The sequence below is a fragment of the Rhodococcus sp. NFXS4 genome (assembly GCF_058139645.1).
In genome coordinates this window covers 3,137,110-3,157,895 of sequence record NZ_CP192221.1, presented here as the reverse complement: position 1 = coordinate 3,157,895, position 20,786 = coordinate 3,137,110, and the positions used below count along the sequence as shown (strand labels likewise).

Sequence of the window (20,786 nt, the reverse complement as noted above, 5' to 3'; positions counted from 1 at the left end):
GGAGCGGACTGGTCGCCGACGTGATGAGACGGATCGCTCAGCCCACTCAGGCGGCGCCCTGACCTCCGCCGCCGCCCTCGGTCATGCCCTCGTCACGGTCACCCTCGGCGTTGCGGAACTCGTCGAGTGTCGCCTCCGCCGCGTCGCCGGTCTGTTCGGCGGCACCGTCGGAGGAATCGTGGAGATCGTCCTGATCCGGCCCGCCCTCACGCCGCTCGGGGATGTCTCCCGCCGCCTGCTTGGCCTCGTCGATCTTCTCCTGCACGGAGTCGAGCATCGTCTCGTCCAGTTCGTCGGCCATGAGAACTCCTTCGATCGCGGGGAATGTGCCTCGTCACACTGCGTTTTCCCCGTTGTACCGGCGGGTAACCACGATCTGTCACCGAATGACACGGGGCGGTCGTTCCGGCTGCTCTTGCACCGAGACTCAACTTCCATCACAGGGGGCACATCACATGGTCAGCACCACCGCACACACCGAACGGGCGACGCTCGTCGCCCAGCTTCGCGCTCTGCTCGCGCTCACCAACACCGAGGTTCAGGTGGCCGAGACCCGCGTCGCACAGGCTCGGACGGAAGCTGTCCGCGAGGAACTGCTGCAGAACGCGTCGAACGGACGCGATCGCGCTGCTCGCATCGATGCCGCCATTCGTGAACTCGGCGGCTTCCCCGGCGTCGTCGCACCCGTCGTCGGGCGCCTCACCGCGCTGCTCAAGGCCATCGGCGAGCAGGCGCAGCCGTTCGACGAGGCCCTTCTCGGCGATCTCGCGCTGGAGCACCAGCTGCTCGACCGCGCCCGTTACGTCAAGGCTCTCGCCACGACCGCGTCCACGCCGGGCGTCGTGTCGCTCGCAGACGATCTCGTGACCGCCCACACCGCGACCGTCGAGTGGCTCACCACCGTCCTCGCCGAGGACGCCCTCGGTGGACCGGCCGCACTGCGCCGCACCCCGATCCAGGCCGCCACCGGTGCTGCCGTGCGTCTCATCAACACGCCGGTCACCTGGTCGTCGCGAGGTGTCGACCGCGTCGTCGGCACGGCGAAGGACGTTCCCGCGAAGGTGTCCACCCTCATCGGCCGCGGCCAGCGCGCGACCGAACTGGCCGTCGACACCGTCACCGCGAGCCGCGACGCGGCACTCGAGACGGCCGAGGAGGTCACTCGTGACGGCGGCGCGACCGGTGTCGCCGACGCGATCCACTGCACCCGTGCGGCCGGCGGGACGCTCGAGGAGCACGAACTTCCCATCGCCGACTACGACGGTCTGAACGTCGCCGCAGCAGTCGCCGAGATCAAGGAACTGACCGATCCGGCAGATCTGCGCACCGTGGTCGCCTACGAGGAGCGCAACAAGAACCGCCACTCGGTGGTCTCCGCCGCGCAGACTCGTCTGGCAGCGCTGGCGAAGGACATCGTCGGCATCTCCTGATCCACTCACCCGGAAGCCCCCGAGGATCATCGATCCTCGGGGGCTTCGTCTGTCGTCGGTCCGGTCAGCCCGCACGCCTGGTCGGGGTGTCGGCATGCTCCGGTCGTTCTCGGCGGGAGGGTGCCGAGTCGAGGGGAACCGGTCGTGCAGTCTCCGCTCCGCACCGTGCCATCACGGCCTCCCACCATTCCTGCCGCGGACCGGTCTCGGTCCAGACCACCGTGTCGTTATCCATCTGTTCATCTCCTGTCGAAACACCGGAATGCGTCGACGCCTCACTTCTCGAGCGCTGTGAGGGGGATTACCCGTTCGGAGCAGGATCACACCGACCGACCGAGACGGTCAGCGCCACCACGTCTCACTGGGGGTGACCGGAGTGGTGCGCTTGTGCCGGGTCTTGACGAACCAGTTCTCGATGGTGGCGGCGGCCTCGTCGGGCACGTCCTCGCCTTCGAGGTAGGCGTCGATCTGGGCGTACGTCACACCCAGTGCCTCCTCGTCGGGCAGCGCCGGCCGGTCGTCCTCGAGATCGGCCGTGGGTACCTTCTTCCACGTGCTCTCCGGGGCACCGAGTTCGCGCAGCAGGGCCGCACCCTGGCGCTTGGTCAGGCCGGTCAGCGGCGTGAGGTCCACACCGCCGTCGCCGTACTTGGTGAAGAACCCCGTCACGGCCTCGGCAGCGTGATCGGTACCGACGACGAGCAGGTTCCGCTCGCCCGCGAGCGCGTACTGGGCGACCATCCGCTCGCGTGCCTTGATGTTGCCGCGAACGAAGTCGCGCAGTCGATCGACTCCGAGGGCCGTGGCAGCTGCCACGCCTGCGCCGTCCGCGGACGGCTTGATGTCCACCGTCACCGTGGTGTCGGGGCGGATGAAATCGAGCGCGATCGCCGCGTCGGCCTCGTCCGCCTGCTCACCGTAGGGGAGTCGTACAGCCATGAACGTCGCGTCGCCGCCGCCGGCGCGAACGCGTTCCGCGGCGAGCTGGCACAGGCGTCCCACGAGTGTGCTGTCCTGTCCGCCACTGATGCCGAGTACGAAGCCGGCAGTTCGGGTGGCGACGGCGTAGTCGGCGAGAAAGCCCACCCGCGTGTCGATCTCCGCTGCGGGATCGATGGTCGGACGGACCTCGAGTTCGGTTCGAATGGTGTCGCGAAGGCTTGGCATGACTCAACGCTAGCGCCGATCCTCCGCGCGTGCCGGGGATGTTTGTCACCGGACGGAGCGGGAAGGACTACCGGTCCGTGCAGCACTGAGAGAGGAAACGGAAGACACATGTCTCACCACGTCGAGACCGAGGAACTCATCGAGGGCGAGGCGGCCGAACCGGAGCAGCGCGTCGACACCGACGAGGATCTCGCCGAGCTCTGTTCGGAGATCGCGGAACTTGCTCTCGAACGCGACCTCCGTATAGGCACCGCCGAGTCGCTCACCGCCGGGAACATCGCTGCCAACCTGGGCCGCGCGTCGTCGTCCGGAACGTGGTTCCGCGGGTCGATCGTCGCCTACGCCAGCGAGGTGAAGTACTCGCTGTTGCAGGTACCCCGCGGCCCCGTGGTGAGCGAGGAGGCCGCCACGGCCATGGCGAGCGGAGCGGCGTCGGCGCTCGGCGCGGATCTCGCCGTGGCCGTCACCGGTGAGGCGGGACCGGAGACGAACGAGGACGTGGAACCCGGAACGGTCTGGTTCGGCATCGCCGACCACGGGACGACCAGCGCGGAGCGCGTGGTCTTCGAGGGCGACCCGAAGGACGTCCTGGCCGCGACCATCGAACGCGCGCTACGCCTGCTGCGCGACCACGCTCGGTCAGGCGCCCAGCGCGAGTAGGGCGATGTCGTCGATCGGAGAGAGGTCGGGGATGAGGGCGACCAGATCCTCGACCATCTTCGTCGTGGACAGTCCGAGGCGGGCCTGCGTGAACTGCGCGAGACCGTCCTCGCCGAACATGGTGCGCCCGTCGGGACGTGCCTCGGTGATGCCGTCCGTGTAGAGCAGCAGTGTCTGCCCCTCCTGCAACCGGAAACTGCACGCACTGAAGGTCGCGTTCGGCAGAGCGCCGACGAACATGCCTGTACTGGAACGGATCTCGTGCACCTCGCCGCGAGCGGGATCGAGGAGCAGGGCGGGCGGGTGCCCGCCCGTCGCCAGTGTGACGCGGAAACCGCCGCGAGGATCCGGGGTGATCACACCGAACAGCACGGTGCAGAAACGCTGATGCGAGGTGTCCATCAACAACAGTCGATTGAGCTCGGCGAGCCCCTCCGTCGGATCGTCGTGGTGCAGCGCCGCGGCCCGCAGGGTGTAGCGGACCAGCGAGGTGACGGCCGCGGCGCCGGCGCCGTGGCCCTGGACGTCGCCGAGGAAGAACGCCCACCGGTCCTTGCCCAGCGCGAAGACGTCGTAGAAGTCGCCGCCGACCTGCAGCGGTGACGAGGCGTGGTAGTGCGACGCGAGCGTCAGACCCTCGATGGTGGGAAGGGAGGGTGGGAGCAGCGTGCGCTGCAGCACGGCGGCGTAGTCACCGATGATCGCGGAGTCCGCCTCGGCGCGCGTGCGGAGTTCCCGCTCGGCGCGCACGGTGGTCGCGGCCGACAGTCGCAACTCGAACTCGTCCATCGCGATGTCGGCCAGTTCCATCAGGATGTCCGCGCGATCGTCGGACACCGTGCGCGGCACCACGTCGTAGACGTTGACCGTGCCGAGCCGGAAGCCGTCGGCGGTCACGATGGGGGCGCCGGCGTAGAAGCGGATGCCGAGATCGCCGCGGACGAAGGCACTACCGGCGGTGGCCGGGTTCGCCAGGGTGTCCGACGCGACGAAAGGCCCGTCGTGCGTCATCGCCATCGTGCACAGGGCGTCGTGACGTTCGGTGTGGTCCGGGAGCCCGTCGCCGTAGGTGGCGGTGAACCGCACCAGGTCGGCATCGATGATGGACACGGACGCGTACGGCGCGTCGAACCAGCGGGCCGCGAGGCGGGCGATGCGGTCGAAGGCGCCGTCGGCGGCGGTGTGCTCGACGTCGTACCGGGCCAACGCGGCCAGGCGTGCCGCCTCGGCGGCCTGCGCGAGGTCGGGACCGAGATCGAGGGCATCGATCGCCGTTCTCGACGTGGCACGGCGCGGGGAGTCGAACGCGTGGGACGAGAGTGCAGTCACGAAGCCTCCGGTGAGACGAGAGCGGTAATGCTCTCCCCGGGGCTGGAGGAGGAGAGACTCACGGGGAGCCTCAGCAATCGCGTACGAGTCTACGAGACCTGATCGTCGGTGTCGATGCCGGATGTCGGTGCCACGTCCCATGCCATGGTCACGGTGGTGCCCGAGTCGGCGGACGACAGCGTGACGTCGTCCGACAGGGTCTCGATCAGCGGCAGACCGCGGCCACGGAGGGGCCCCGGCGACGAGTCGGACCACGTCCCGTGATCACGGACGGCAACCTCGAGCCGCGCGGAGTCGTAGGTGGCCTGGAGGTCGAAGACGCGTCGACCGGTGGTGGCGGCATAGGCGTGCTCGACGACGTTGGCCATCGCCTCGTAGACGGCGAGCACGATGTCGTACGTCCGCGCCGTGTCGAAGGGCGTGTGCGTCAACCACGCACCGAAGCGGACGCGAGCGTCGGTGATGCGCTGCGGTTCGGCGTCGAGATCGGTGAGGGACAACTGGGTGGGGGGCTGGTGGTGCTCAGTCGTCGCGTCGTCGATCACGAGGGGAGGAGTACCCCACGCGTGCCCGGTCCTCACACCGGGAGCGCTGCTCATGCGAGGTCGTCGACGGGCGAACCGGACGTGGTGACGGCCGCGAGCGCCGCCTCGCGGGTGTCGAGCACGGGGAACGTCTCGTCGAGACCGACCAACTGCAGGGGGCGAGCGGTGGCCGCACCGCGGGCGACGACGGCGAAGGCGACGTCGTCGCCCACCGCCTGATGCGAGGTCACCAGCACGGTCATACCGGCCGACGCGAGAAAATCGACACCCGTCAGATCGATGATCAGCGCGCTCGACGCCGTGGTCCGTACGGCGTCCACCGCATCCTGAAGAATCGGCGCGGTGGCCAGATCGAGTTCGCCCACGACTGTCAGGATCGCTGCGTCGTCGTGCCATTCGGTGTCGACACGGAATGCGTCCGTGGTGTTCTCGGCGATCGACATCGGATGTCCTGCCTTTCGGTGTTCGGTCCAGAAAGGCCATTCAAGCAGCCGAGTCCGACCGATGCCACACCGGCTCCGAGCGCCGGGTGGGGAGTTTGACGGGGTTTTTCCAGGGTATCGAGCCCCGATGAGCAGCATCGGTACGGGCGGCCGACGCGTTCTCGTCGTGGGCTGGTCGAGTGTCGAGAACGGCGAGTGCACGGCCGGGGACCAGAAGGCCATGTGGGCTGTCGCGGACGCGGTGGCCGCGGCCGGGCACCGGGTGGACATCGCCTGGAGCACGGCCATGAGCCGCGCCCCGCTCGGCTCCCGAGCCGGCCGTGACGTCCCTCTCGCCGACGTCGACCCGAGCGAGTACACCCATCTGCTGTGGGTGTGCGGGCCGGTGAGCGGGAGCGAGATCGAGGCGCTGCACCGCAGATTCGCGCACTGCCGCCGTTACGCGGTGGGAGTCAGCGTCGTCGACGTCGCCGGTGCGGCGTACACGGGGTTCGACGAGGTCTTTCCCCGCGACGTCCCGGCCGGCGAGTCGGGTGGGGCGAGGTGCCACGCCCCACCCGTTCCGGACCTGGCTGCCGCGGCGGCACCCGGAGCCGTGCCCGTCGTCGGGGTGTTCACGACGTCCGGTCAGCGCGAGTACGGGACGCGTCGCCGACACGGGGCGGTCGCTGCCGTTCTCGACGACTGGCTCGCCTCCCGGCACGATCTGGCGGTGCTGGATCTCGACACCCGGCTCGATCCGCGGTCGTGGCGATCACCGTCGACGTCGGCTGCGGTCGAGTCGGTGGTGCGCCGCCTCGACGTCGTCGTCACGATGCGCCTGCACGGACTGGTGCTCGCGCTGTCCGACGGCATTCCCGCTCTCGCGATCGACCCGGTGGCCGGGGGAGCGAAGGTGACCTCGCAGGCCACGGCGTGGGGGTGGCCGGCGGTGCTCGCCGCCGACGACGTGGACGCAGCGTCGCTGTCCCGATGGACGGCGTGGTGTCTGTCCGACTCCGGTCGCACGGAGGCGGCGCAGGCGGCTGCGCGGGTGCGCCCGGTGGTGGCGGATCTGCTCGTCGATGTCGTGCGGGCACTCGCATAGTCGCGTGGTCGGTGGGTAGTCGACCGACATGACCGATACCTCGTCCACCCCCGGCGACACCCGACCTCTGGCGCTCGTGACCGGTGCCTCCAGCGGCATCGGGCGCGAGCTGGCCCGACTCTTCGCGCGCGACGGTCACGACCTCGTCGTCGTGGCGGAATCCGACGGCCTCGACGTGGTCGCGACCGAACTGAGCGCGACCGGCGTGTCGGTGACCCCCGTGACCGCGGACCTGGCGACGCCGGACGGTGTGGCGCGCGTCGCCGACGCGCTGCGGGCGCAGGGCCGCCCCCTCGTGGCCGCGGCTCTCAACGCCGGTATCGGTCGCGGCGGCGCGTTCACCGAGGTGCCGCTCGACGACAGTCTCGCCGTCGTCGACCTGAACGTCCGTTCGACGGTGCATCTCGCGAAGGTGGTGCTGGACGGCATGATTCGCGCCGGTGAGGGCCGTGTGCTCATCACCTCGTCGGTGGCCTCGACCATGCCCGGCCCGTACCAGGCCGTCTACAACGCGTCCAAGTCGTTCCTGCAGTCGTTCGCCGAGGGGATCCAGGGCGAACTCAGTGAGTCACCTGTGACCGTCACGTCGCTGATGCCCGGACCCGTCGAGACCAACTTCTTCCACCGCGCGCGCATGGACGACACCGCCATGGGCCGGTCGAGGAAGGATGACCCGGCGGACGTCGCGCGTGCGGGATACGACGCCATGCAGGCCGGCTCGCGCAGGGTGGTGGCGGCGTCGGTGATGTCGAAGGCGATGGCCGCGGTCGACGCGGTCCTGCCCGACGTGGTCAAGGCGACCGGCCACAAGGTACTGGCCAAGCCGCGAGAAGCCCTGCGCCGGTGATGCTTCGAGCCGTCAGAGTCGGTCGCGCACGGCGGTGAGCACGTCGGACACCGAGATGTCGAGCAGGCCGGGATCCGCCGTGTCCGCGTGCGGATCGCCGGTGCGTCCGCTCCACAGCACCGTGTGCGGCCCGTCCGACGGCGGCCCCCACCAGCGCGGCGGGGTGGGACCGAACAGTACGACGGACGGCGTCCGGTAGGCGCTCGCGAGATGCGCCACACCGGTGTCTCCGCACACCACCAGGTCGGCATCGCACACCAGCGCTGCCAGGTGCACGAGGTCCAGCTCTCCGGCCAGGACCGCGTCCGCGCCCAGTCCCGCCTGGTCCGCGATCGCCCGACAGAGACCCCTCTCCTCGGCCACTCCGGTGAGCACCACCCGGTGGCCCTGTCGGTCGAGTCGTGCTGCCACGCGGGCGAACCGGTCGGGAGGCCATCGGCGTGAGAGCGACGCCGCGCCGGGGTGCACGACCACGGACCGCGTCACGGGCACGTCGGCGGGCCGAGCGATCAGTCGATCCCGCCGGTCCGCCGACGCGCCGCCGTACTCCGTCAGGCGGCACCATCGGTCGACCTCGTGGAGCTCCTGCATCCACGGTGGGCCCGCGAGTCCCCGATCGGGGTGGGCGTGGGTCAGGATCGACGGTGCGCCGGTGGCGACGCACACGTCGATGCTCTGCGGTCCTCGCCCGTGGAGGTTGATCGCGAGGTCCGGGGTCGGACCCGGAGGCGGTCCCGTGAGGCCGCGGGTGTCGATCACCTCGTCCACGCACGCGGTACCGTCCGCGCCGTGCGCCAGGGCGATGAGGTCGGCATACCGGTCCGGCATCGCCAGGGCGAGGTGCGCGTCCGGGTACTGCGCGCGCACGGCTCGGAGCGCCGGCACCGCGGTGAGCAGATCGCCGAGACCGAGCGCGCGCAGGACGAGGATGCGGGAGAGGTTCAGGGCCAGGACGATTCGGTGGAGGAGGTGACCACCAGCTCGCGGATCTCGCAGCCCGCCGGCTGTGAGAGAGCGAAGATCACCGACGCGGCGGTGTCCTCCGGCCGGTTCAACTTGGCGTCGGCCGGCGGCTTGTACTGCTCGGTGCGGCCGTCGAAGAATGCGGTGTGCATCCCGCCGGGGATCAGCAGCGTCACGCCGATCTCGCCGGCGGTCTCGGCGGCGAGGGCTCGGGTGAAGCCCACGACGCCGAACTTGGAGGCGCAGTAGGCGGTGGCGTCACCCACGGCCTTGATGCCGAGCGTGGACGCGCACGTGACGACGCGTCCGTGCGACTCGGTCAGCGCGGGGAGGGCGGCGCGCACGACGGCGACGGTGCCGAGCAGATTGACGTGCACCACCCGTTCCCAGTCCTTCGTGGACACCGAGCCCAGGGGACCGCACGAATCGACGCCGGCGGCGGTGAACACCCCGTCGAGACGGCCGGCGCGGGAGACGAGCTCCAGGGTGGCGGCTTCCGCGGCCGCCGAGTCGGCGAGGTCGGCGACCACGTGCTCGACACCGGATTCCGGTGCGACGCGGTCGATGACCAGCGGTGTGCCACCGGCGTCGAGGACGGCGTCGACGACGGCGGCGCCGAGGCCGGATGCACCACCGGTGACGAGAACGGTTCCGAGAGTGGGGGTCATGAGAGTTCCTTCCATAGTCGATCGTGTGGACGGGTCAGGCAGGGCGTGCACGTGCCGCGTCGACGAGCCGAGTGGTCGAGTACCCGCCGACCACGGGGACGAGCACGATGTCGCCGCCGTGACGACGGACGGTCTCCGCCTCCGGCAACGTCGCCTCCGCGTAGTCGGATCCCTTGACCCAGACGTCGGGTCGTAGGCGGTCGAGGACGGCGGTGGGGGTGTCCTCGTCGAACACCACCACGGCGTCGACGCTGCCGAGTTCGAGCAGCACGCGCGCTCGATCTCGTTGCGAGACCACCGGTCTCGCAGGTCCCTTGGCGCGGGCGACGGAGGCATCGGAGTTCAGGCACACCACCAGGGCGTCGCCCATCAGTCGGGCCTGACGCAGCAACGAGACGTGGCCGGTGTGCAGGAGGTCGAAGCACCCGCCGGTCGCGACGATCCGACCGCCGGCACGTCGGACGCGGTCGATCGTCGTCTCGGCGTCCTCGGGAACGGTCGTGAGCGCGGCAGCGGGGATCTCGCCCTCGCATCGGGAGAAGCCGACGGCGCCGCCGGACACGACGAAGCGGGCCGCCGCGTCGACGGCCGCCCGGGTGGCGGCGAGCAGGGTGGCACCGCCCAGCAGCGCGGCTGCGGCCGCGGTCGCGAACCGGTCACCGGCGCCGCACGTGTCGGCGCCCCGCCCTGCGGCGCCGACGTCCGCGCCGATGGGTACCTCGGTGCGATCGTCGCCCTCCACGAGGACTGCGCCACGTGAACCGGTGGTGACGGCGACACCGGCGGCGTGCAGAGCCGCGGCCACCCGGTCCAGCACCGCCTCCTGGTCCTGCGCGCCCGTGACTCGCCGAGCCTCGTCCAGGTTGGGGGTCGCGAGCATGGTGCCGCGCACCGGCGCGGGCCCTCGAGGATGGGGGTCCCACACCACGGGAACGCGCTCGGCCGCTGCGTCCAGACATGCCCGTAGTGACGGGTTGGCCGCCACGCCGCGGCCGTAATCGGACACGAGAACGGCTCCCGCGGAGGCGATCGCGTCGGACACCCGGGTCGGCACGTCGGCGCGGGACGCCCGCCCGTCGCCGGAATCCAGGCGCAGCAGGGGCTGTCCGGACGCCTGCACACGGGTCTTGCGCACCGTCGTACCGTCGAGCGGCATCGTCACCACCTCGACGTCGCGCTCCAGCAGGTCCAGCACGGTGTCCGCACCGGCGTCGACTCCCACCGCGGTGACGAGCACCGTGGGCACGCCGTAGCGGGCCGAGATCAGCGCGGCGAGCCCGGCACCACCCGGGCGACACCAGCTCCGGGCGACGTCGACGACGGGAACGGGCGCCTCGGGGCTGAGCCGCTCCGCGACACCCTCGACGTCGACGTCGAGCAACGTGTCGCCCACGATCACCAGCGGACCGGGATCAGGCGCCGCACTCACGTCCGCACTCCCAGTGCCGTGTCGAGCGCCAGACACAGCCCGTGCACCAGTGCCAGGTGGATCTCCTGGACCGTCGCGACGGTGGGTGCCTCGACGGCGATCGCGTCGTCCGCCGTGGCGGCGAGTTCGTTGGGAGGAGGGCCCGTCAGAGCCCACACGGTGACGCCGATCTCCTGCGCAGCCTTCGCCGCTGCGAGCACGTTCCGGCTCGAGCCACTGGTGGACAGTGCGACGAGGACGTCCCCCGGGCGGCCGTGGGCACGGACCTGGCGCGCGAAGACCTCCTCCTCGCCGTAGTCGTTGACGATGGCGGTGGTGGCCGAGGTGTCGGCGTGCAGGGCGATGGCGGACAGCGGGTGTCGATCGTGCCGGAAGCGGCCGACGAGTTCGCCCGTGAGGTGCTGCGCCTCCGCGGCGCTCCCGCCGTTGCCGCACGCGAGGAGCCGACCACCGCCGTCGAACACGGTGGTGAGGTGGGCCGCCCACCGGGACAGGACCGGGGCCGCGCCCGACGCCTGCCGGGCCGCGGTCTGCAGGGCTGCGAAGTGTTCCTCGATCATCGTCCGCCTCCGGGTGTGGGAATGGGTGTGGGATCTGGTGCGGGAACGGCTGTGCGCCGGGTGGTGAAGCGATGCACGGCCTCGACCACGTCGCCAGGGTCGATGCCGTCCAGGCAGGGGTGCCCCGGCACCGGACAGCGCCGCGCTCGCGTACCCCGGCACGCCGCAGTCTGATCGCCGAGAACGACGCGAGGCACCCCGTGGGGCGCCCACCGGACGGACGACACCACGGGCGCGAAGAGAGAGACCACCGGGGTGCCGACGGCCGCCGCGAGATGGGCCGGCCCGGTGTTGGGGGCGACCACGACGTCGGCGCGGTCGAGGACGTCCGCGAGTTCGGCGAGGTCGACGCGTCCGGCCAGATTCGCCGCGTCCTCGTCGGCCACGTGGGCTGCGAGCCGGGCCTCCTCCGCGGCTCCCGTCACCACCACGCGATGACCCTCCGCGACGAGCGCGGACACGATGGCCCGGCTGTGGTCCGGTCCCGGCCGACGGGCCGCCACGGCGGCGCCGGGATGCACGACGACGTAGCTCTCGGGACCGGTCAGGTGCGAGGTGTCCGGCAGTGGGCGCCGCACCGACAGGGCGCTGCCACCGGACTCGTACCCGGCCGCGCGCACCAGGGACATGGCACGCTCCGCTTCCGGAACGTCCTCGTCGGGTGCTCGGTGACGCAGATCGAGCAACGAGCCGGGGTAGTCCTCGCAGTGCGCGCCGATCCACGGGATCCCGGCGAGTCGGCCGAGCAGCGCGAGCGGGAGCGGCGACTGGTGGAACGAGCCGAAGACGAGCAGCCGGTCGAACGCTCCGTCGGCGAGTCTCGAGACCAGCGCATCTATCTCGGCGCGGTCGACGGCCGGCGGATCGAGAACGATCCACGGTGCGGTGAACGTGATCACCTCCTGCACGCCCGGAAGGAGTTCCGCCGCAGCGCGCCCGCCGGGACCCACGAGCATGGTCACCGAGTCCTCCCGCGCGATCGCACGCACCGCGGGGCCGGTCAGCAGGACGTCGCCCATGCTGTCCAGGCGAGCCACGAGCACCCGTCTGCCTTCCGAACGTCGCCCACTCACACGGCACCTGCGATCACGGCCGACACGGCGGCCGCCACGGTGGGCGCCACCGCGGCGTGACGGCGAGCATGGTCCACCTCGTCCGCACGGGTGCGGGGCGTGGGCACGAGGATCGCGCGTGCACCCGCAGCCTGTGCTGCGCCGATGTCCGCGCCGATGTCCCCGATGAGGACGCAGTCGGCTGGGGACAGGCCCAGTTCCCGTGCGGCGGCATCGACCATGCCGGGGCGGGGCTTGCGGCACCCGCACCCGTCGCCCTCGCCGTGGGGACACACCTGCCACGTGTCGAACGGACCCAGCAACGTCTCGACGCGTGCATTCACCGCGTCCAGTTGCTCGGGTGCCACCAGACCGCGGGCCACGCCGGACTGATTGCTCACCACGCCGACCTTGATACCGTTGTCGCGCAACAGGTCCAGGGCCTCGCGCGCCCCGTCGACGGGTGTCACCCCGTCGGGATCGGCCAGATAGGGGACGTCCACGATGATGGTGTCGTCGCGGTCGAACAGCACGGCCCGCGCCGGACCCGTGGACGCGTCCGACCGGACGAGACGATGACGCAGCTCCCCGCGTGCCCGGTACGCCACGGCGAGTGGCGGGATCAGCACCGACGTGACGGCCATCGAGACGCACTCCCGTGACGAGCGAGGTCCCGCGGCGATGCGGCGCGCCGCGAACTCCGCGGTGAGTGTCGCCCAGGCCGACGCGGCGGCGGCGGCGGCGATCCTTCGCCGGCCCCTCGACACGGATCGCACGGTGACGGCGGCCGTCAGCGTCGTGACGACGTGGCGGGGCATCATGCCCGGACCCTCACCGATCTCGGAGCGCCAGTCGCGGCCGTACTTCAGGCGCATCAGCGCGTTGTCCTCGTTGCCACGTTGCGCGCGCAGACTCGCCCACGGGTCCGCGCTCACGGCGGGCGGGTGTGTGGTGATCCTGGTGCCGGTGACGATCTCGTACCCGGCGCGGCGAACGCGGACCGCCAGGTCCGAGTCCTCGCGGTACGCCCGTGGGAACCGCTCGTCGAAGCCGTCCACCGTGCGCAACGCCGTGCGTCGATACGCCATGTCGGCAGTGATCCACCGCGCCGTGGACAGCGCCGCGGTGCGGCGTTCGTCGTCGGTGGGCCGACGGTCCGTCGGCAGTGGCACGTCGATCACGGCCTGCGACGCCCCCACGGACGACGGCAGTCCGCGCAGGTCGCGCACGAGGTGGTCCCGCCACGTCGACGCGACCGTCACGTCGTCGTCGAGGAACGCGACCCACTCGCTGCTCGTGTGGCGCCAGCCGACGTTGCGTGCAGCGGCTGGTCCACGCCCGCCACAGCGGACCGGTCGGACGGTGAGATCGAGTGCGGGGAGGTCGAGGGGCTCGGTCGCACTGCGCGGCCTGTCGTCGACCACCACCACGACGTCCGGTGTCGGACCCGTTCCCGAGTCGAGTGCACGCAGCAGTGTGGCCAGGCCGGGCCGACCGATCGTCGGGATCACGACGGACCACGTCGGCTCGCTGTGGGCCGGCGCGCTCATCGGCTTCGCCGGACGAGGAACGGTCCGATGGCCAACGCGTCGACGGGAGAGGATCCGAACAGCTCGAGGGCGTCGTGCGGGCTGTCCACCATGGGTCGGCCCGCGGTGTTGAGGCTCGTGTTGACGACGACCGGGATGCCGGTCCGGCGATCGAACTCGCGCAGCATCGCCGCGGTCGGCCCCGAACCGTCCTCCACGGTCTGGATGCGCGCGGTGCCGTCGACGTGGGTCACGGCCGGGAGCCGATCGCGCCACGCCGGGTCGACGTCGTGCACGAACAGCATGTAGGGGCTGGGAAGCGGACCGCGGGAGAACAGTTCGGGAGCGCGATGCGCGAGCACCATGGGTGCCACGGGCCGGAACTGCTCGCGCCCCTTCACGTCGTTGAGGCGCTCGACGTTTCCGGCATGACCGGGGTGGGCCAGCAGCGAGCGGTGGCCGAGCGCGCGGGGACCGAATTCGGACGGGCCCTGGAACCACGCGACGATTCCGTTGTCCGCCAACACCTCCGCCGCGGCGGAGGCGATGTCGACGGGCCGCTCGAACGGCACCTTGGCCACGGTGAGCTGGGCGGCGATCTCGTCGTCGCTCCATCGGCGACCGAGAGCCGCCGTCGTCATGGGCGCGATGGTGTCACCGGCCTCGGCGGCCACCGTCGCTGCTGCGCCCCAAGCGGTTCCGCTGTCACCGGCGGCCGGCTGGACCCAGATGTCGTCGAACGGACCCTCGGCGAGCACACGGGTGTTGGCCACACAGTTGAGTGCGGTTCCGCCGGCCATGGCCAACCGGTGTTCGCCGGTCCTGTCGGCGAGTTCGCGGGTCAGGGCGAGCAGCACCTCCTCCACGACGGCCTGCACACTGCAGGCCAGATCCGCGTGGCGCTCGTCGAACCGCGCGTCGGGGGCACGGCGGGGCACCAGCTGCTCCCAGTCGATCCACTCGGTGCGGAAGCCGCCGTCGTCGGTGACGTGGACGAACCGACGCAGCAGAGGGAGGTGCCGGGGCCGTCCGTACGAGGCCAGTGCCATCACCTTGTACTCGTCACTCGAGCGAGCGAACCCCAGGTGTTCGGTGAGGTCCTCGTACAGCAGTCCGAGGGAGTGCGGAAGGCTCTGCGTGGCATGCACTTCGAGCTTGGAGTCGAGGTAGCGGCCGGACAGCATCGAGGTGCTCTCGCCCCGGCCGTCGGACACCAGTACCGCGCAGGACCCGCCGAACGGAGCCAGCAGCCCCGCCGACGCGGCGTGCGCGACGTGGTGCCGCACATGGTGGAACGACCCCACGGGTGCCCCGCCGAGAACGGTGGACAGGAAGTGCGGAGCGCGCTCGGCATAGGTCGTACGCAGCTCCTCCCACCGTGGATCGAGGCCACCGTGGCGATCTCCGTGCACGGCGTCGTGGTCCACCAGGGCGGGGTCGTACGAGTACGCGACGGCATCGATGTCCGACGCGTCGAGGCCGGCGTGATCGAGGCACCAGCGAATCGCCGCCTCGGGAAGCTCCCACGCGGAGAACGGAACCGGCCGCTTCCCGTGCTTGCGTCGGGAGAAGCGCTCCTCCTCCGCCGCGGCCACCGTGCGGCCGTCGACCATGACCACGGCGGCCGAATCGTGGAACACCGCGTTGATCCCGAGCACGCGCATGTCTCACCTCCTCTTCGTCCGATCGATCCTCCGGCCGCGCCGGTGAGGCCCGATCTACCCGCCGGCCGCGCCGGTAAACACCGTGTTCGGATTCGGTCGTGATGACGGAGCGGTGTCGGCGAACCACCGGACCGTGCGGGTGAGACCGTCCGCCAGGTCGACGGTCGGGCTCCATCCGAGAGCAGTGCGCGCGACGGTGATGTCGGGGCAGCGGCGCTGGGGGTCGTCCTCGACCGGCGGGCACGGTGCCACGGTGAGGTCGCACCCCACGACCTCGGCCACGGCGCGCGCGATCTCGAGCACCGTCCGTTCGTCCGGGTTGCCGATGTTGACGGGCCCGGGATGCGCCGACCGGACCAGTGCGAGCAGCCCGGCCACGGTGTCGTCCACGTGGCAGACCGACCGGGTCTGCAGACCGGAGCCGGTGACGGTCAGCGAGCGGCCCTCCAGGGCCTGGCACACGAAGTTCGGAATCATCCGCCCGTCGTCGCGGCGCATGCGCGGGCCGTACGTGTTGAAGATGCGGGCGATCGCCGTGTCGACGCCGTGCGTGCGCCGGTAGGCCGCGGTGAGCGCCTCGGCGTAGCGCTTCGCCTCGTCGTAGACGCTGCGCGGACCGGTGGGGTTGACGTTCCCGTGGTACGACTCGGACTGCGGGCTGACCAGCGGATCGCCGTACACCTCACTCGTCGACGCCAGCAGGAACCGGGCACGGTGCTCGCGGGCGAGCTCGAGAGCCCGCTCGGTTCCGACGGCACCCGCGTGCAACGTCTCGAGAGGCAGCCGGTGATAGTCGTCGGGGGAGGCCGCGGACGCGAGATGGAAGACCTGTCCCGGGTCGGCACGGGTGATCGACCGGGGCAGCGGTTCCGTGATGTCGTGCTCGACGACACGGAACCGCGCCTCGCGGTGGAGGTGCTCGATGTTGTCGAGCGACCCCGTGACGAGGTTGTCCACACAGACCACCGCGGTGCCGTCGGCGAGAAGAGCCTCGCAGAGATGTGATCCCACGAATCCCGCGCCGCCGAACACGACCGCGCTTCTCGACGACCTGCCAGTTCGATTCGATCCAGCTCCCTTGGACATGGCGCGGCAGATACCCGTGAGTGCACCCGGCAAACGCGTTTGTCCGGACCCGTTCCGGGTAGACCGGGCGCGTGTCGGGCAGTGAGACGAGCGGTTCCGGGGAGAGGTCGCGCACCACGGTGGTGGTGGCGACACGCAACCGTGCGGACGAACTGGCCACCACGCTGCACCACCTGACGCGGCTGCGGCCGCGACCGCCGGTGATCGTCGTGGACAACGCCTCCTCGGACGGCACCGCGGACGTGGTACGGCGGGCAGCCGAAGAGGGTGCGGACGTGCGCTCGATTCCACTGTCGCGCAACGAGGGTGCCGCGGCACGCAATCGGGGCGTCTGGGCCGCCGAGACCGAGTTCGTCGCCTTCGCGGACGACGACTCGTGGTGGGAGCGTGCGGCGCTGACGACCGCGGAACGAATTTTCGACGTCCATCCGGACATCGCCCTCGTCGCAGCGCGGACGGTGGTCGGCCCCGAGTGTCGGGACGACCCCGTCAATGCGGCCCTGCACGTCAGCCCTCTGGCGTCCGGCAGTGCCGACGTCGACGACCCCGGTCCGCCGGTGCTGGGATTTCTCGCGTGCGCTGCGATCGTGCGGCGCAGAGCCTTCCTGGCCGTCGGCGGCTTCTCTCCGGTCCTGCAGTTCGGCGGTGAGGAGACCCTGCTCGCCTTCGATCTGGTGGCGGCGGGTCATCGGGTGGTGCACGTGTGCGACGTGATCGCACACCACCACCCGTCGACCCGACGCATGGCGACGATCGCCCGACGGAACCTGGAGTCGCGCAATGCAGTTCTCACGGCTCTGATGCGCCGACCGGTGGGGGAATGCGTCCGGTCGGTGACGACGCTGGTGGCGCGCGCACTCGTCGATCCTCGCGTGACGCCGGCTCTCGTGGGCGCGGCGCTCCGTGCCCCGACCGCACTGTGGCACCGACAGACCCTGCCCCCGGACGTCGAGCGGGCCGCTCGCGCTCTCGAGACCACACCGGCGGCGTCCGGGCGCCCCGACGAGGAGGTTCGAGCATGACCGAGACAGCCGATCGTGTCACCGTCGTGATGATCACTCACGACCGACGGGACGAGCTTCACCGCACGCTGAAACACATGACGTCGATCTCGGACGCGGCCCCGATCATCCTGGTGGACAACGCCTCCACGGACGGTACGGCGGACATGGTGCGGGAACTGTTCCCCGAGGTACGGCTTCTCGCCCTGTCGGAGAACCTGGGCGGGGTGGCCCGGAACCGTGCGGTGGATCTCGTGACGACGCCGTACGTCGCTTTCTGCGACGACGACACGCGCTGGCAGGAGGGCGCACTGACACTGGGGGCGGTGCGACTCGACGCCTATCCGGCCCTGGCGACGGTCACGGGCCGCTGTCTGGTCGCGCCGTCGCTGGTCGAGGATCCGATCACTCCCGAGTTCCGGGAGAGCCCGATCGAGGGTCCCGCCTGGCTTCCCGGTCCTGCTCTTCTCGGGATCATGGCGGGTCTGACGATGATTCGCGTGTCGGCGTTCCGGAGAGTGGGCGGATTCTGCGAGAAGATGTGGCTCGGCGGCGAGGAGGAACTGTTGGCCCTCGACCTCGCCGCGGCCGGCTGGTGGATGGTCTGGGAGGAGGGCATGGTCATCGAGCACGAACCGTCGGTGAGCCGCGACTCCACCCGCCGTCGTCAGCTCGGGATCCGGAACACTCTGTGGACGCTGTGGTTACGCCGGCCGGTGCGCAGCGCACTCCGCCGTACCGTCGCGGTGGTGCGGTCCGCCCCCCGGGACCGCGCGACGGCGTCGGCGGTGTGGGAGGCGATGCGGTCCGCCGGATGGGTGGCACGCGAGCGGACAGTGGTGCCGCCGTCCGTCGAATGGGGGCTCGTACTCCTCGAGGAGCCGCAGTCGCGGTCGGTGGCGCGGCGCTACGTGGGGTGACAAATTCGGGGGGTGACAAGTTCGGGGGGTGACAAGTTCGGGGGGTGACAAGTTCGGGGGGTGACGAGATCGGGGTCGACCGGCCTCACACCCGGTCCAGCTGGTCGTCCCCCGATCCGTCCGCGGTGTCGGCGGCGGCCGGCTCCGGAAGCAGTGACCGGTAGACCCGATCGGTGTCGACGGCGATCTGCTCCCACGAGTACCGCGCACGAGCGCGATCGGCGGCCGACATGCCGTAGCCGGTCCGCCGACCCTCGTCGTTCAGCAGGCGACGGACGGCGTCGGCGACGGCGGCAGGCGTGCGTCGGTGGACGAGAACTCCGGTGACACCGTCGATCACGGTGTCGAGGAAGCCACCGACCGCGGTGGCCACCACCGGGATCCCGCACGCCATCGCTTCGAGCGGCACGATCCCGAACGGCTCGTACGTGGGAGTGCAGACCACGATGTCGGCGGAGCGGAGAAGGTCGGGCATCGTCTCGTGAGAGACCTGTCCGACCAGGCGGACGCGGTCGGCCACACCGTGGGCGACGGCGATCTGCTTCAGGCGTCGAGCCTCGTCGTCGTCCGAGACGTCGCTGCGCTCGCCGCCGGCGATGATGAGGTCGGTGTCCGGAATCGACGCGAGGGCCGCGATCGCCAGGTCGAATCCTTTGCGAGGCACCAGTCGGCCGACGGCGACCAGCCGCCGCCGGCGCGCGGGGTCGGGAGAGCTGACCGGCGCCGGCTGGAACTTCTCGAGGTCCACGCCGCACGGCACCACCGACACCCGCCGGCGCGGTATGCCCATCCGGACCAGTTCGGTGACCTCGTCCGAGCACGTCGCGACGACGTGATCGGCTCCGCGTGCGATGAGCCGCTCGATCTTCGGTCGGCTCGGCGGCGACGTGTCGCGGGTGCCCTGGTGCCGACGCTTGACCACACCGAGTGCGTGGAAGGTCACGACCGTGGGAATCACGAGCGGACGCGCCGCGAGCTGGGTCGCGAGCCCCGACATCCAGAAGTGGGCGTGGACCACGTCGGGTCGGTCTCGCGTCCAGTGCTCGGCCAGGTGCGAGGCGAAGTCGCCCATGTGGGGCAGTAGTTCGTCCTTCGGTACCGGCTCCGGCGGACCTGCGGGAACGTGCACGACGCGGTAGCCGTGATCGACGGTGACCTCGTCGGGGAGGTCGCGGGAGTCGCGCCGGGTGAAGACCGACACCTCGTGGCCGCGGTCGACCAGGGCCGCGGCCAGCGCCGCGACGTGGACGTTCTGGCCCCCCGCGTCGATTCCGCCGAGCGCGGCGAGCGGGCTTGCGTGTTCTGACACCATGGCGATGCGCATGAGGAATCCGTCCCTCGGATCGTGCGTTCCGAGACGTCGCTGGTGACTGAACGACGTCCCTCTCGGTCGGTGGAGCGGGTGGAGCGGGTGGAGATGGTCTGGTCGGGTGAGCGGCTTCAGGGGAGGACGGCGGCGAGCGCGCTGTCCCATCGGTCGAGGAAGGTCGGGAGGTCGTGTCGTGCGGAGACGAAGCTGCGTGCCGCCTTGCCGGCGAGCTCGGCTGCGATCGGCTCGTGGACGAGTTCGCTGATTCCGGCGCGGAGGACGTCGACGTCGTTGGAGAGGACGCCGACCTCGGGCGGCACGGTGGCCGCGACCTCGGTCGTCGCCACCGCCACGACGGGCATGCCCAGGTACATCGCCTCGAGCAGTGACAGTCCCAGCGACGTCCATCGTGCGGTGTGCACGTAGACGCGGCGTCGAGCGATCTCGCGGTGCAGCTCGTGGCCCTGCACGTCGCCGAGGCCGCGGACGTTCGCGGTCGGCTCGTCCAGTTCGCGGGTTCTCATCCCGAACACGTCGAGCGGTGCGGCGCCGGCCAGCGGGCCGAGGAGGTCGGTTCCCACCACGCGTCCGCGTCGGACCGGGTCGTTGATCATGGTGACGGCTCGGGGCAGCGAGCCCGTGTAGAGCGGACCGGGGTCGGCGATGCCGTGCGGGATCACCGTCGTCGGCGCGACGCCGGTGTCCCACATGAGGCGATTGAACTCGGTCACGTGCACGACAGGGATGTCGCTCCGATCCGCCAGCGGGTGGACGGAGTGCACGGGACTCGGTCGTGGCGCGTTGTGCTCGACGTAGATCGCCGGGACGTCGCGGCCGGGTCGTCGACCCAGAATCGCTTCCGCCAGCTCGAGCTCCTGCGGGCGTTGCAGCACGACGACGTCGACATCCTGCGCGGGCGCACGATCGACCGGTACGTCGATCACGGAATCCGACCAGGGTCGCCCACACCGTCCGCGCCCCCACTCGTCACCGGTGTCGCTCACCGGGAGCAGGTACCGGTGTCGACCCGCGACGAAGGCGGACGTCCACGATCCGTGCACGTGCCACAGCAACACCGAACAGGACTGGGACATACC

21 protein-coding genes are annotated in these 20,786 nt (G+C 70.8%); 6 read left to right on the top strand and 15 right to left on the bottom strand.

The features are described from left to right. Positions 1 to 46 precede the first annotated feature (46 nt). Positions 47 to 301: a hypothetical protein gene (locus J4E04_RS14775; RefSeq protein ID WP_490148898.1), complete on the bottom strand. Its 255-nt coding sequence runs from the start codon at positions 299 to 301 to the stop codon at positions 47 to 49. 154 nt (positions 302 to 455) lie between these two features. Between J4E04_RS14775 and J4E04_RS14770 the strand changes: the two genes are divergently transcribed. Continuing rightward, a complete protein-coding gene (locus tag J4E04_RS14770; protein WP_490148897.1) occupies positions 456 to 1,430 on the top strand; it encodes a ferritin-like domain-containing protein in 975 nt (324 codons plus the stop codon). Between the two features lie 342 nt (positions 1,431 to 1,772). On the opposite strand, the gene nadE is transcribed toward J4E04_RS14770, so the two are convergent. Continuing rightward, a complete protein-coding gene (nadE, locus tag J4E04_RS14765) occupies positions 1,773 to 2,597 on the bottom strand; it encodes an NAD(+) synthase (protein ID WP_027503969.1) in 825 nt (274 codons plus the stop codon). A gap of 108 nt (positions 2,598 to 2,705) precedes the next feature. Here nadE and J4E04_RS14760 point away from each other — a divergent pair, with 108 nt between their 5' ends. Further along, positions 2,706 to 3,257: a CinA family protein gene (locus tag J4E04_RS14760; RefSeq protein ID WP_490148896.1), complete on the top strand. Its 552-nt coding sequence runs from the start codon at positions 2,706 to 2,708 to the stop codon at positions 3,255 to 3,257. Here the strand turns inward: J4E04_RS14760 and J4E04_RS14755 are convergent. The 3 genes from J4E04_RS14755 to J4E04_RS14745 form a co-directional block, all read right to left on the bottom strand. Next, the gene (locus J4E04_RS14755; RefSeq protein ID WP_307109085.1) at positions 3,237 to 4,586 is read right to left on the bottom strand and encodes a PP2C family protein-serine/threonine phosphatase; all 1,350 of its coding nucleotides are present in this window, start codon (positions 4,584 to 4,586) and stop codon (positions 3,237 to 3,239) included. The two genes, J4E04_RS14760 and J4E04_RS14755, sit on opposite strands and share 21 nt — an antisense overlap. An 89-nt stretch (positions 4,587 to 4,675) precedes the next feature. Then, positions 4,676 to 5,185 (bottom strand): ATP-binding protein, encoded by a 510-nt coding sequence (locus J4E04_RS14750; protein WP_204866650.1) that lies wholly within the window; start codon positions 5,183 to 5,185, stop codon positions 4,676 to 4,678. After that, positions 5,182 to 5,574, bottom strand: a complete 393-nt coding sequence (locus J4E04_RS14745; protein WP_051612937.1) for an STAS domain-containing protein — start codon at positions 5,572 to 5,574, stop codon at positions 5,182 to 5,184. Before J4E04_RS14745 ends, J4E04_RS14750 begins: the two co-directional genes overlap by 4 nt. A 127-nt stretch (positions 5,575 to 5,701) precedes the next feature. Between J4E04_RS14745 and J4E04_RS14740 the strand changes: the two genes are divergently transcribed. Continuing rightward, positions 5,702 to 6,661, top strand: a complete 960-nt coding sequence (locus tag J4E04_RS14740; RefSeq protein ID WP_490148895.1) for a polysaccharide pyruvyl transferase family protein — start codon at positions 5,702 to 5,704, stop codon at positions 6,659 to 6,661. 28 nt (positions 6,662 to 6,689) lie between these two features. Further along, entirely contained in the window at positions 6,690 to 7,508 is an 819-nt protein-coding gene (locus J4E04_RS14735) for an SDR family NAD(P)-dependent oxidoreductase (protein WP_490148894.1), read from the top strand. A gap of 12 nt (positions 7,509 to 7,520) precedes the next feature. Here the strand turns inward: J4E04_RS14735 and J4E04_RS14730 are convergent, their stop codons facing one another. Genes J4E04_RS14730 through J4E04_RS14695 form a run of 8 tightly spaced genes read right to left on the bottom strand, consistent with a single transcriptional unit; the run spans position 7,521 to position 16,459 of the window. Beyond that, positions 7,521 to 8,393, bottom strand: a complete 873-nt coding sequence (locus J4E04_RS14730; protein WP_490148893.1) for a glycosyltransferase family 9 protein — start codon at positions 8,391 to 8,393, stop codon at positions 7,521 to 7,523. Positions 8,394 to 8,449: 56 nt separating this feature from the next. Continuing rightward, entirely contained in the window at positions 8,450 to 9,139 is a 690-nt protein-coding gene (locus tag J4E04_RS14725; protein WP_490148892.1) for an SDR family oxidoreductase, read from the bottom strand. Between the two features lie 34 nt (positions 9,140 to 9,173). Continuing rightward, complete coding sequence (locus J4E04_RS14720) at positions 9,174 to 10,568, bottom strand: PfkB family carbohydrate kinase (protein WP_490148891.1); 1,395 nt, start codon at positions 10,566 to 10,568, stop codon at positions 9,174 to 9,176. Continuing rightward, positions 10,565 to 11,128 (bottom strand): D-sedoheptulose-7-phosphate isomerase, encoded by a 564-nt coding sequence (locus J4E04_RS14715; RefSeq protein WP_490148890.1) that lies wholly within the window; start codon positions 11,126 to 11,128, stop codon positions 10,565 to 10,567. The genes J4E04_RS14720 and J4E04_RS14715 overlap by 4 nt, the downstream gene beginning before the upstream one ends. Beyond that, a complete protein-coding gene (locus tag J4E04_RS14710; protein ID WP_490148889.1) occupies positions 11,125 to 12,165 on the bottom strand; it encodes a glycosyltransferase family 9 protein in 1,041 nt (346 codons plus the stop codon). The genes J4E04_RS14715 and J4E04_RS14710 overlap by 4 nt, the downstream gene beginning before the upstream one ends. 32 nt (positions 12,166 to 12,197) lie before the next feature. Then, a complete protein-coding gene (locus J4E04_RS14705) occupies positions 12,198 to 13,730 on the bottom strand; it encodes an HAD-IIIA family hydrolase (protein ID WP_490148888.1) in 1,533 nt (510 codons plus the stop codon). Beyond that, entirely contained in the window at positions 13,727 to 15,373 is a 1,647-nt protein-coding gene (locus J4E04_RS14700; RefSeq protein ID WP_490148887.1) for a carbamoyltransferase family protein, read from the bottom strand. The genes J4E04_RS14705 and J4E04_RS14700 overlap by 4 nt, the downstream gene beginning before the upstream one ends. A gap of 54 nt (positions 15,374 to 15,427) precedes the next feature. Further along, positions 15,428 to 16,459 (bottom strand): GDP-mannose 4,6-dehydratase, encoded by a 1,032-nt coding sequence (locus J4E04_RS14695; protein WP_222638218.1) that lies wholly within the window; start codon positions 16,457 to 16,459, stop codon positions 15,428 to 15,430. A gap of 71 nt (positions 16,460 to 16,530) precedes the next feature. Here J4E04_RS14695 and J4E04_RS14690 point away from each other — a divergent pair, with 71 nt between their 5' ends. Together J4E04_RS14690 and J4E04_RS14685 are read left to right on the top strand one after the other, a co-directional pair. Continuing rightward, entirely contained in the window at positions 16,531 to 17,481 is a 951-nt protein-coding gene (locus J4E04_RS14690) for a glycosyltransferase family 2 protein (RefSeq protein ID WP_490148886.1), read from the top strand. Continuing rightward, the gene (locus J4E04_RS14685; protein ID WP_490148885.1) at positions 17,478 to 18,380 is read left to right on the top strand and encodes a glycosyltransferase family 2 protein; all 903 of its coding nucleotides are present in this window, start codon (positions 17,478 to 17,480) and stop codon (positions 18,378 to 18,380) included. The genes J4E04_RS14690 and J4E04_RS14685 overlap by 4 nt, the downstream gene beginning before the upstream one ends. Before the next feature lie 85 nt (positions 18,381 to 18,465). Here J4E04_RS14685 and J4E04_RS14680 read toward each other — a convergent pair whose 3' ends face one another. Both J4E04_RS14680 and J4E04_RS14675 read right to left on the bottom strand, forming a co-directional pair. Next, positions 18,466 to 19,704: a glycosyltransferase gene (locus J4E04_RS14680; RefSeq protein WP_490148884.1), complete on the bottom strand. Its 1,239-nt coding sequence runs from the start codon at positions 19,702 to 19,704 to the stop codon at positions 18,466 to 18,468. Between the two features lie 116 nt (positions 19,705 to 19,820). Beyond that, positions 19,821 to 20,783 (bottom strand): glycosyltransferase, encoded by a 963-nt coding sequence (locus tag J4E04_RS14675; protein ID WP_490148883.1) that lies wholly within the window; start codon positions 20,781 to 20,783, stop codon positions 19,821 to 19,823. Positions 20,784 to 20,786: the final 3 nt, after the last annotated feature.

What these genes read in the sequence shown, in the direction of transcription:
- J4E04_RS14770 (WP_490148897.1), top strand. Translation starts at nt 456, where the DNA reads ATGGTCAGCACCACCGCACACACCGAACGGGCGACGCTCGTCGCCCAG.
- J4E04_RS14760 (WP_490148896.1), top strand. Translation starts at nt 2,706, where the DNA reads ATGTCTCACCACGTCGAGACCGAGGAACTCATCGAGGGCGAGGCGGCC.
- J4E04_RS14735 (WP_490148894.1), top strand. Translation starts at nt 6,690, where the DNA reads ATGACCGATACCTCGTCCACCCCCGGCGACACCCGACCTCTGGCGCTC.
- J4E04_RS14725 (WP_490148892.1), bottom strand. Translation starts at nt 9,139, where the DNA reads ATGACCCCCACTCTCGGAACCGTTCTCGTCACCGGTGGTGCATCCGGC.
- J4E04_RS14695 (WP_222638218.1), bottom strand. Translation starts at nt 16,459, where the DNA reads ATGTCCAAGGGAGCTGGATCGAATCGAACTGGCAGGTCGTCGAGAAGC.
- J4E04_RS14675 (WP_490148883.1), bottom strand. Translation starts at nt 20,783, where the DNA reads ATGTCCCAGTCCTGTTCGGTGTTGCTGTGGCACGTGCACGGATCGTGG.
- J4E04_RS14705 (WP_490148888.1), bottom strand. Translation starts at nt 13,730, where the DNA reads ATGAGCGCGCCGGCCCACAGCGAGCCGACGTGGTCCGTCGTGATCCCG.
- J4E04_RS14750 (WP_204866650.1), bottom strand. Translation starts at nt 5,185, where the DNA reads ATGAGCAGCGCTCCCGGTGTGAGGACCGGGCACGCGTGGGGTACTCCT.
- J4E04_RS14715 (WP_490148890.1), bottom strand. Translation starts at nt 11,128, where the DNA reads ATGATCGAGGAACACTTCGCAGCCCTGCAGACCGCGGCCCGGCAGGCG.
- J4E04_RS14745 (WP_051612937.1), bottom strand. Translation starts at nt 5,574, where the DNA reads ATGTCGATCGCCGAGAACACCACGGACGCATTCCGTGTCGACACCGAA.
- nadE (WP_027503969.1), bottom strand. Translation starts at nt 2,597, where the DNA reads ATGCCAAGCCTTCGCGACACCATTCGAACCGAACTCGAGGTCCGTCCG.
- J4E04_RS14740 (WP_490148895.1), top strand. Translation starts at nt 5,702, where the DNA reads ATGAGCAGCATCGGTACGGGCGGCCGACGCGTTCTCGTCGTGGGCTGG.
- J4E04_RS14680 (WP_490148884.1), bottom strand. Translation starts at nt 19,704, where the DNA reads ATGCGCATCGCCATGGTGTCAGAACACGCAAGCCCGCTCGCCGCGCTC.
- J4E04_RS14700 (WP_490148887.1), bottom strand. Translation starts at nt 15,373, where the DNA reads ATGCGCGTGCTCGGGATCAACGCGGTGTTCCACGATTCGGCCGCCGTG.
- J4E04_RS14775 (WP_490148898.1), bottom strand. Translation starts at nt 301, where the DNA reads ATGGCCGACGAACTGGACGAGACGATGCTCGACTCCGTGCAGGAGAAG.
- J4E04_RS14685 (WP_490148885.1), top strand. Translation starts at nt 17,478, where the DNA reads ATGACCGAGACAGCCGATCGTGTCACCGTCGTGATGATCACTCACGAC.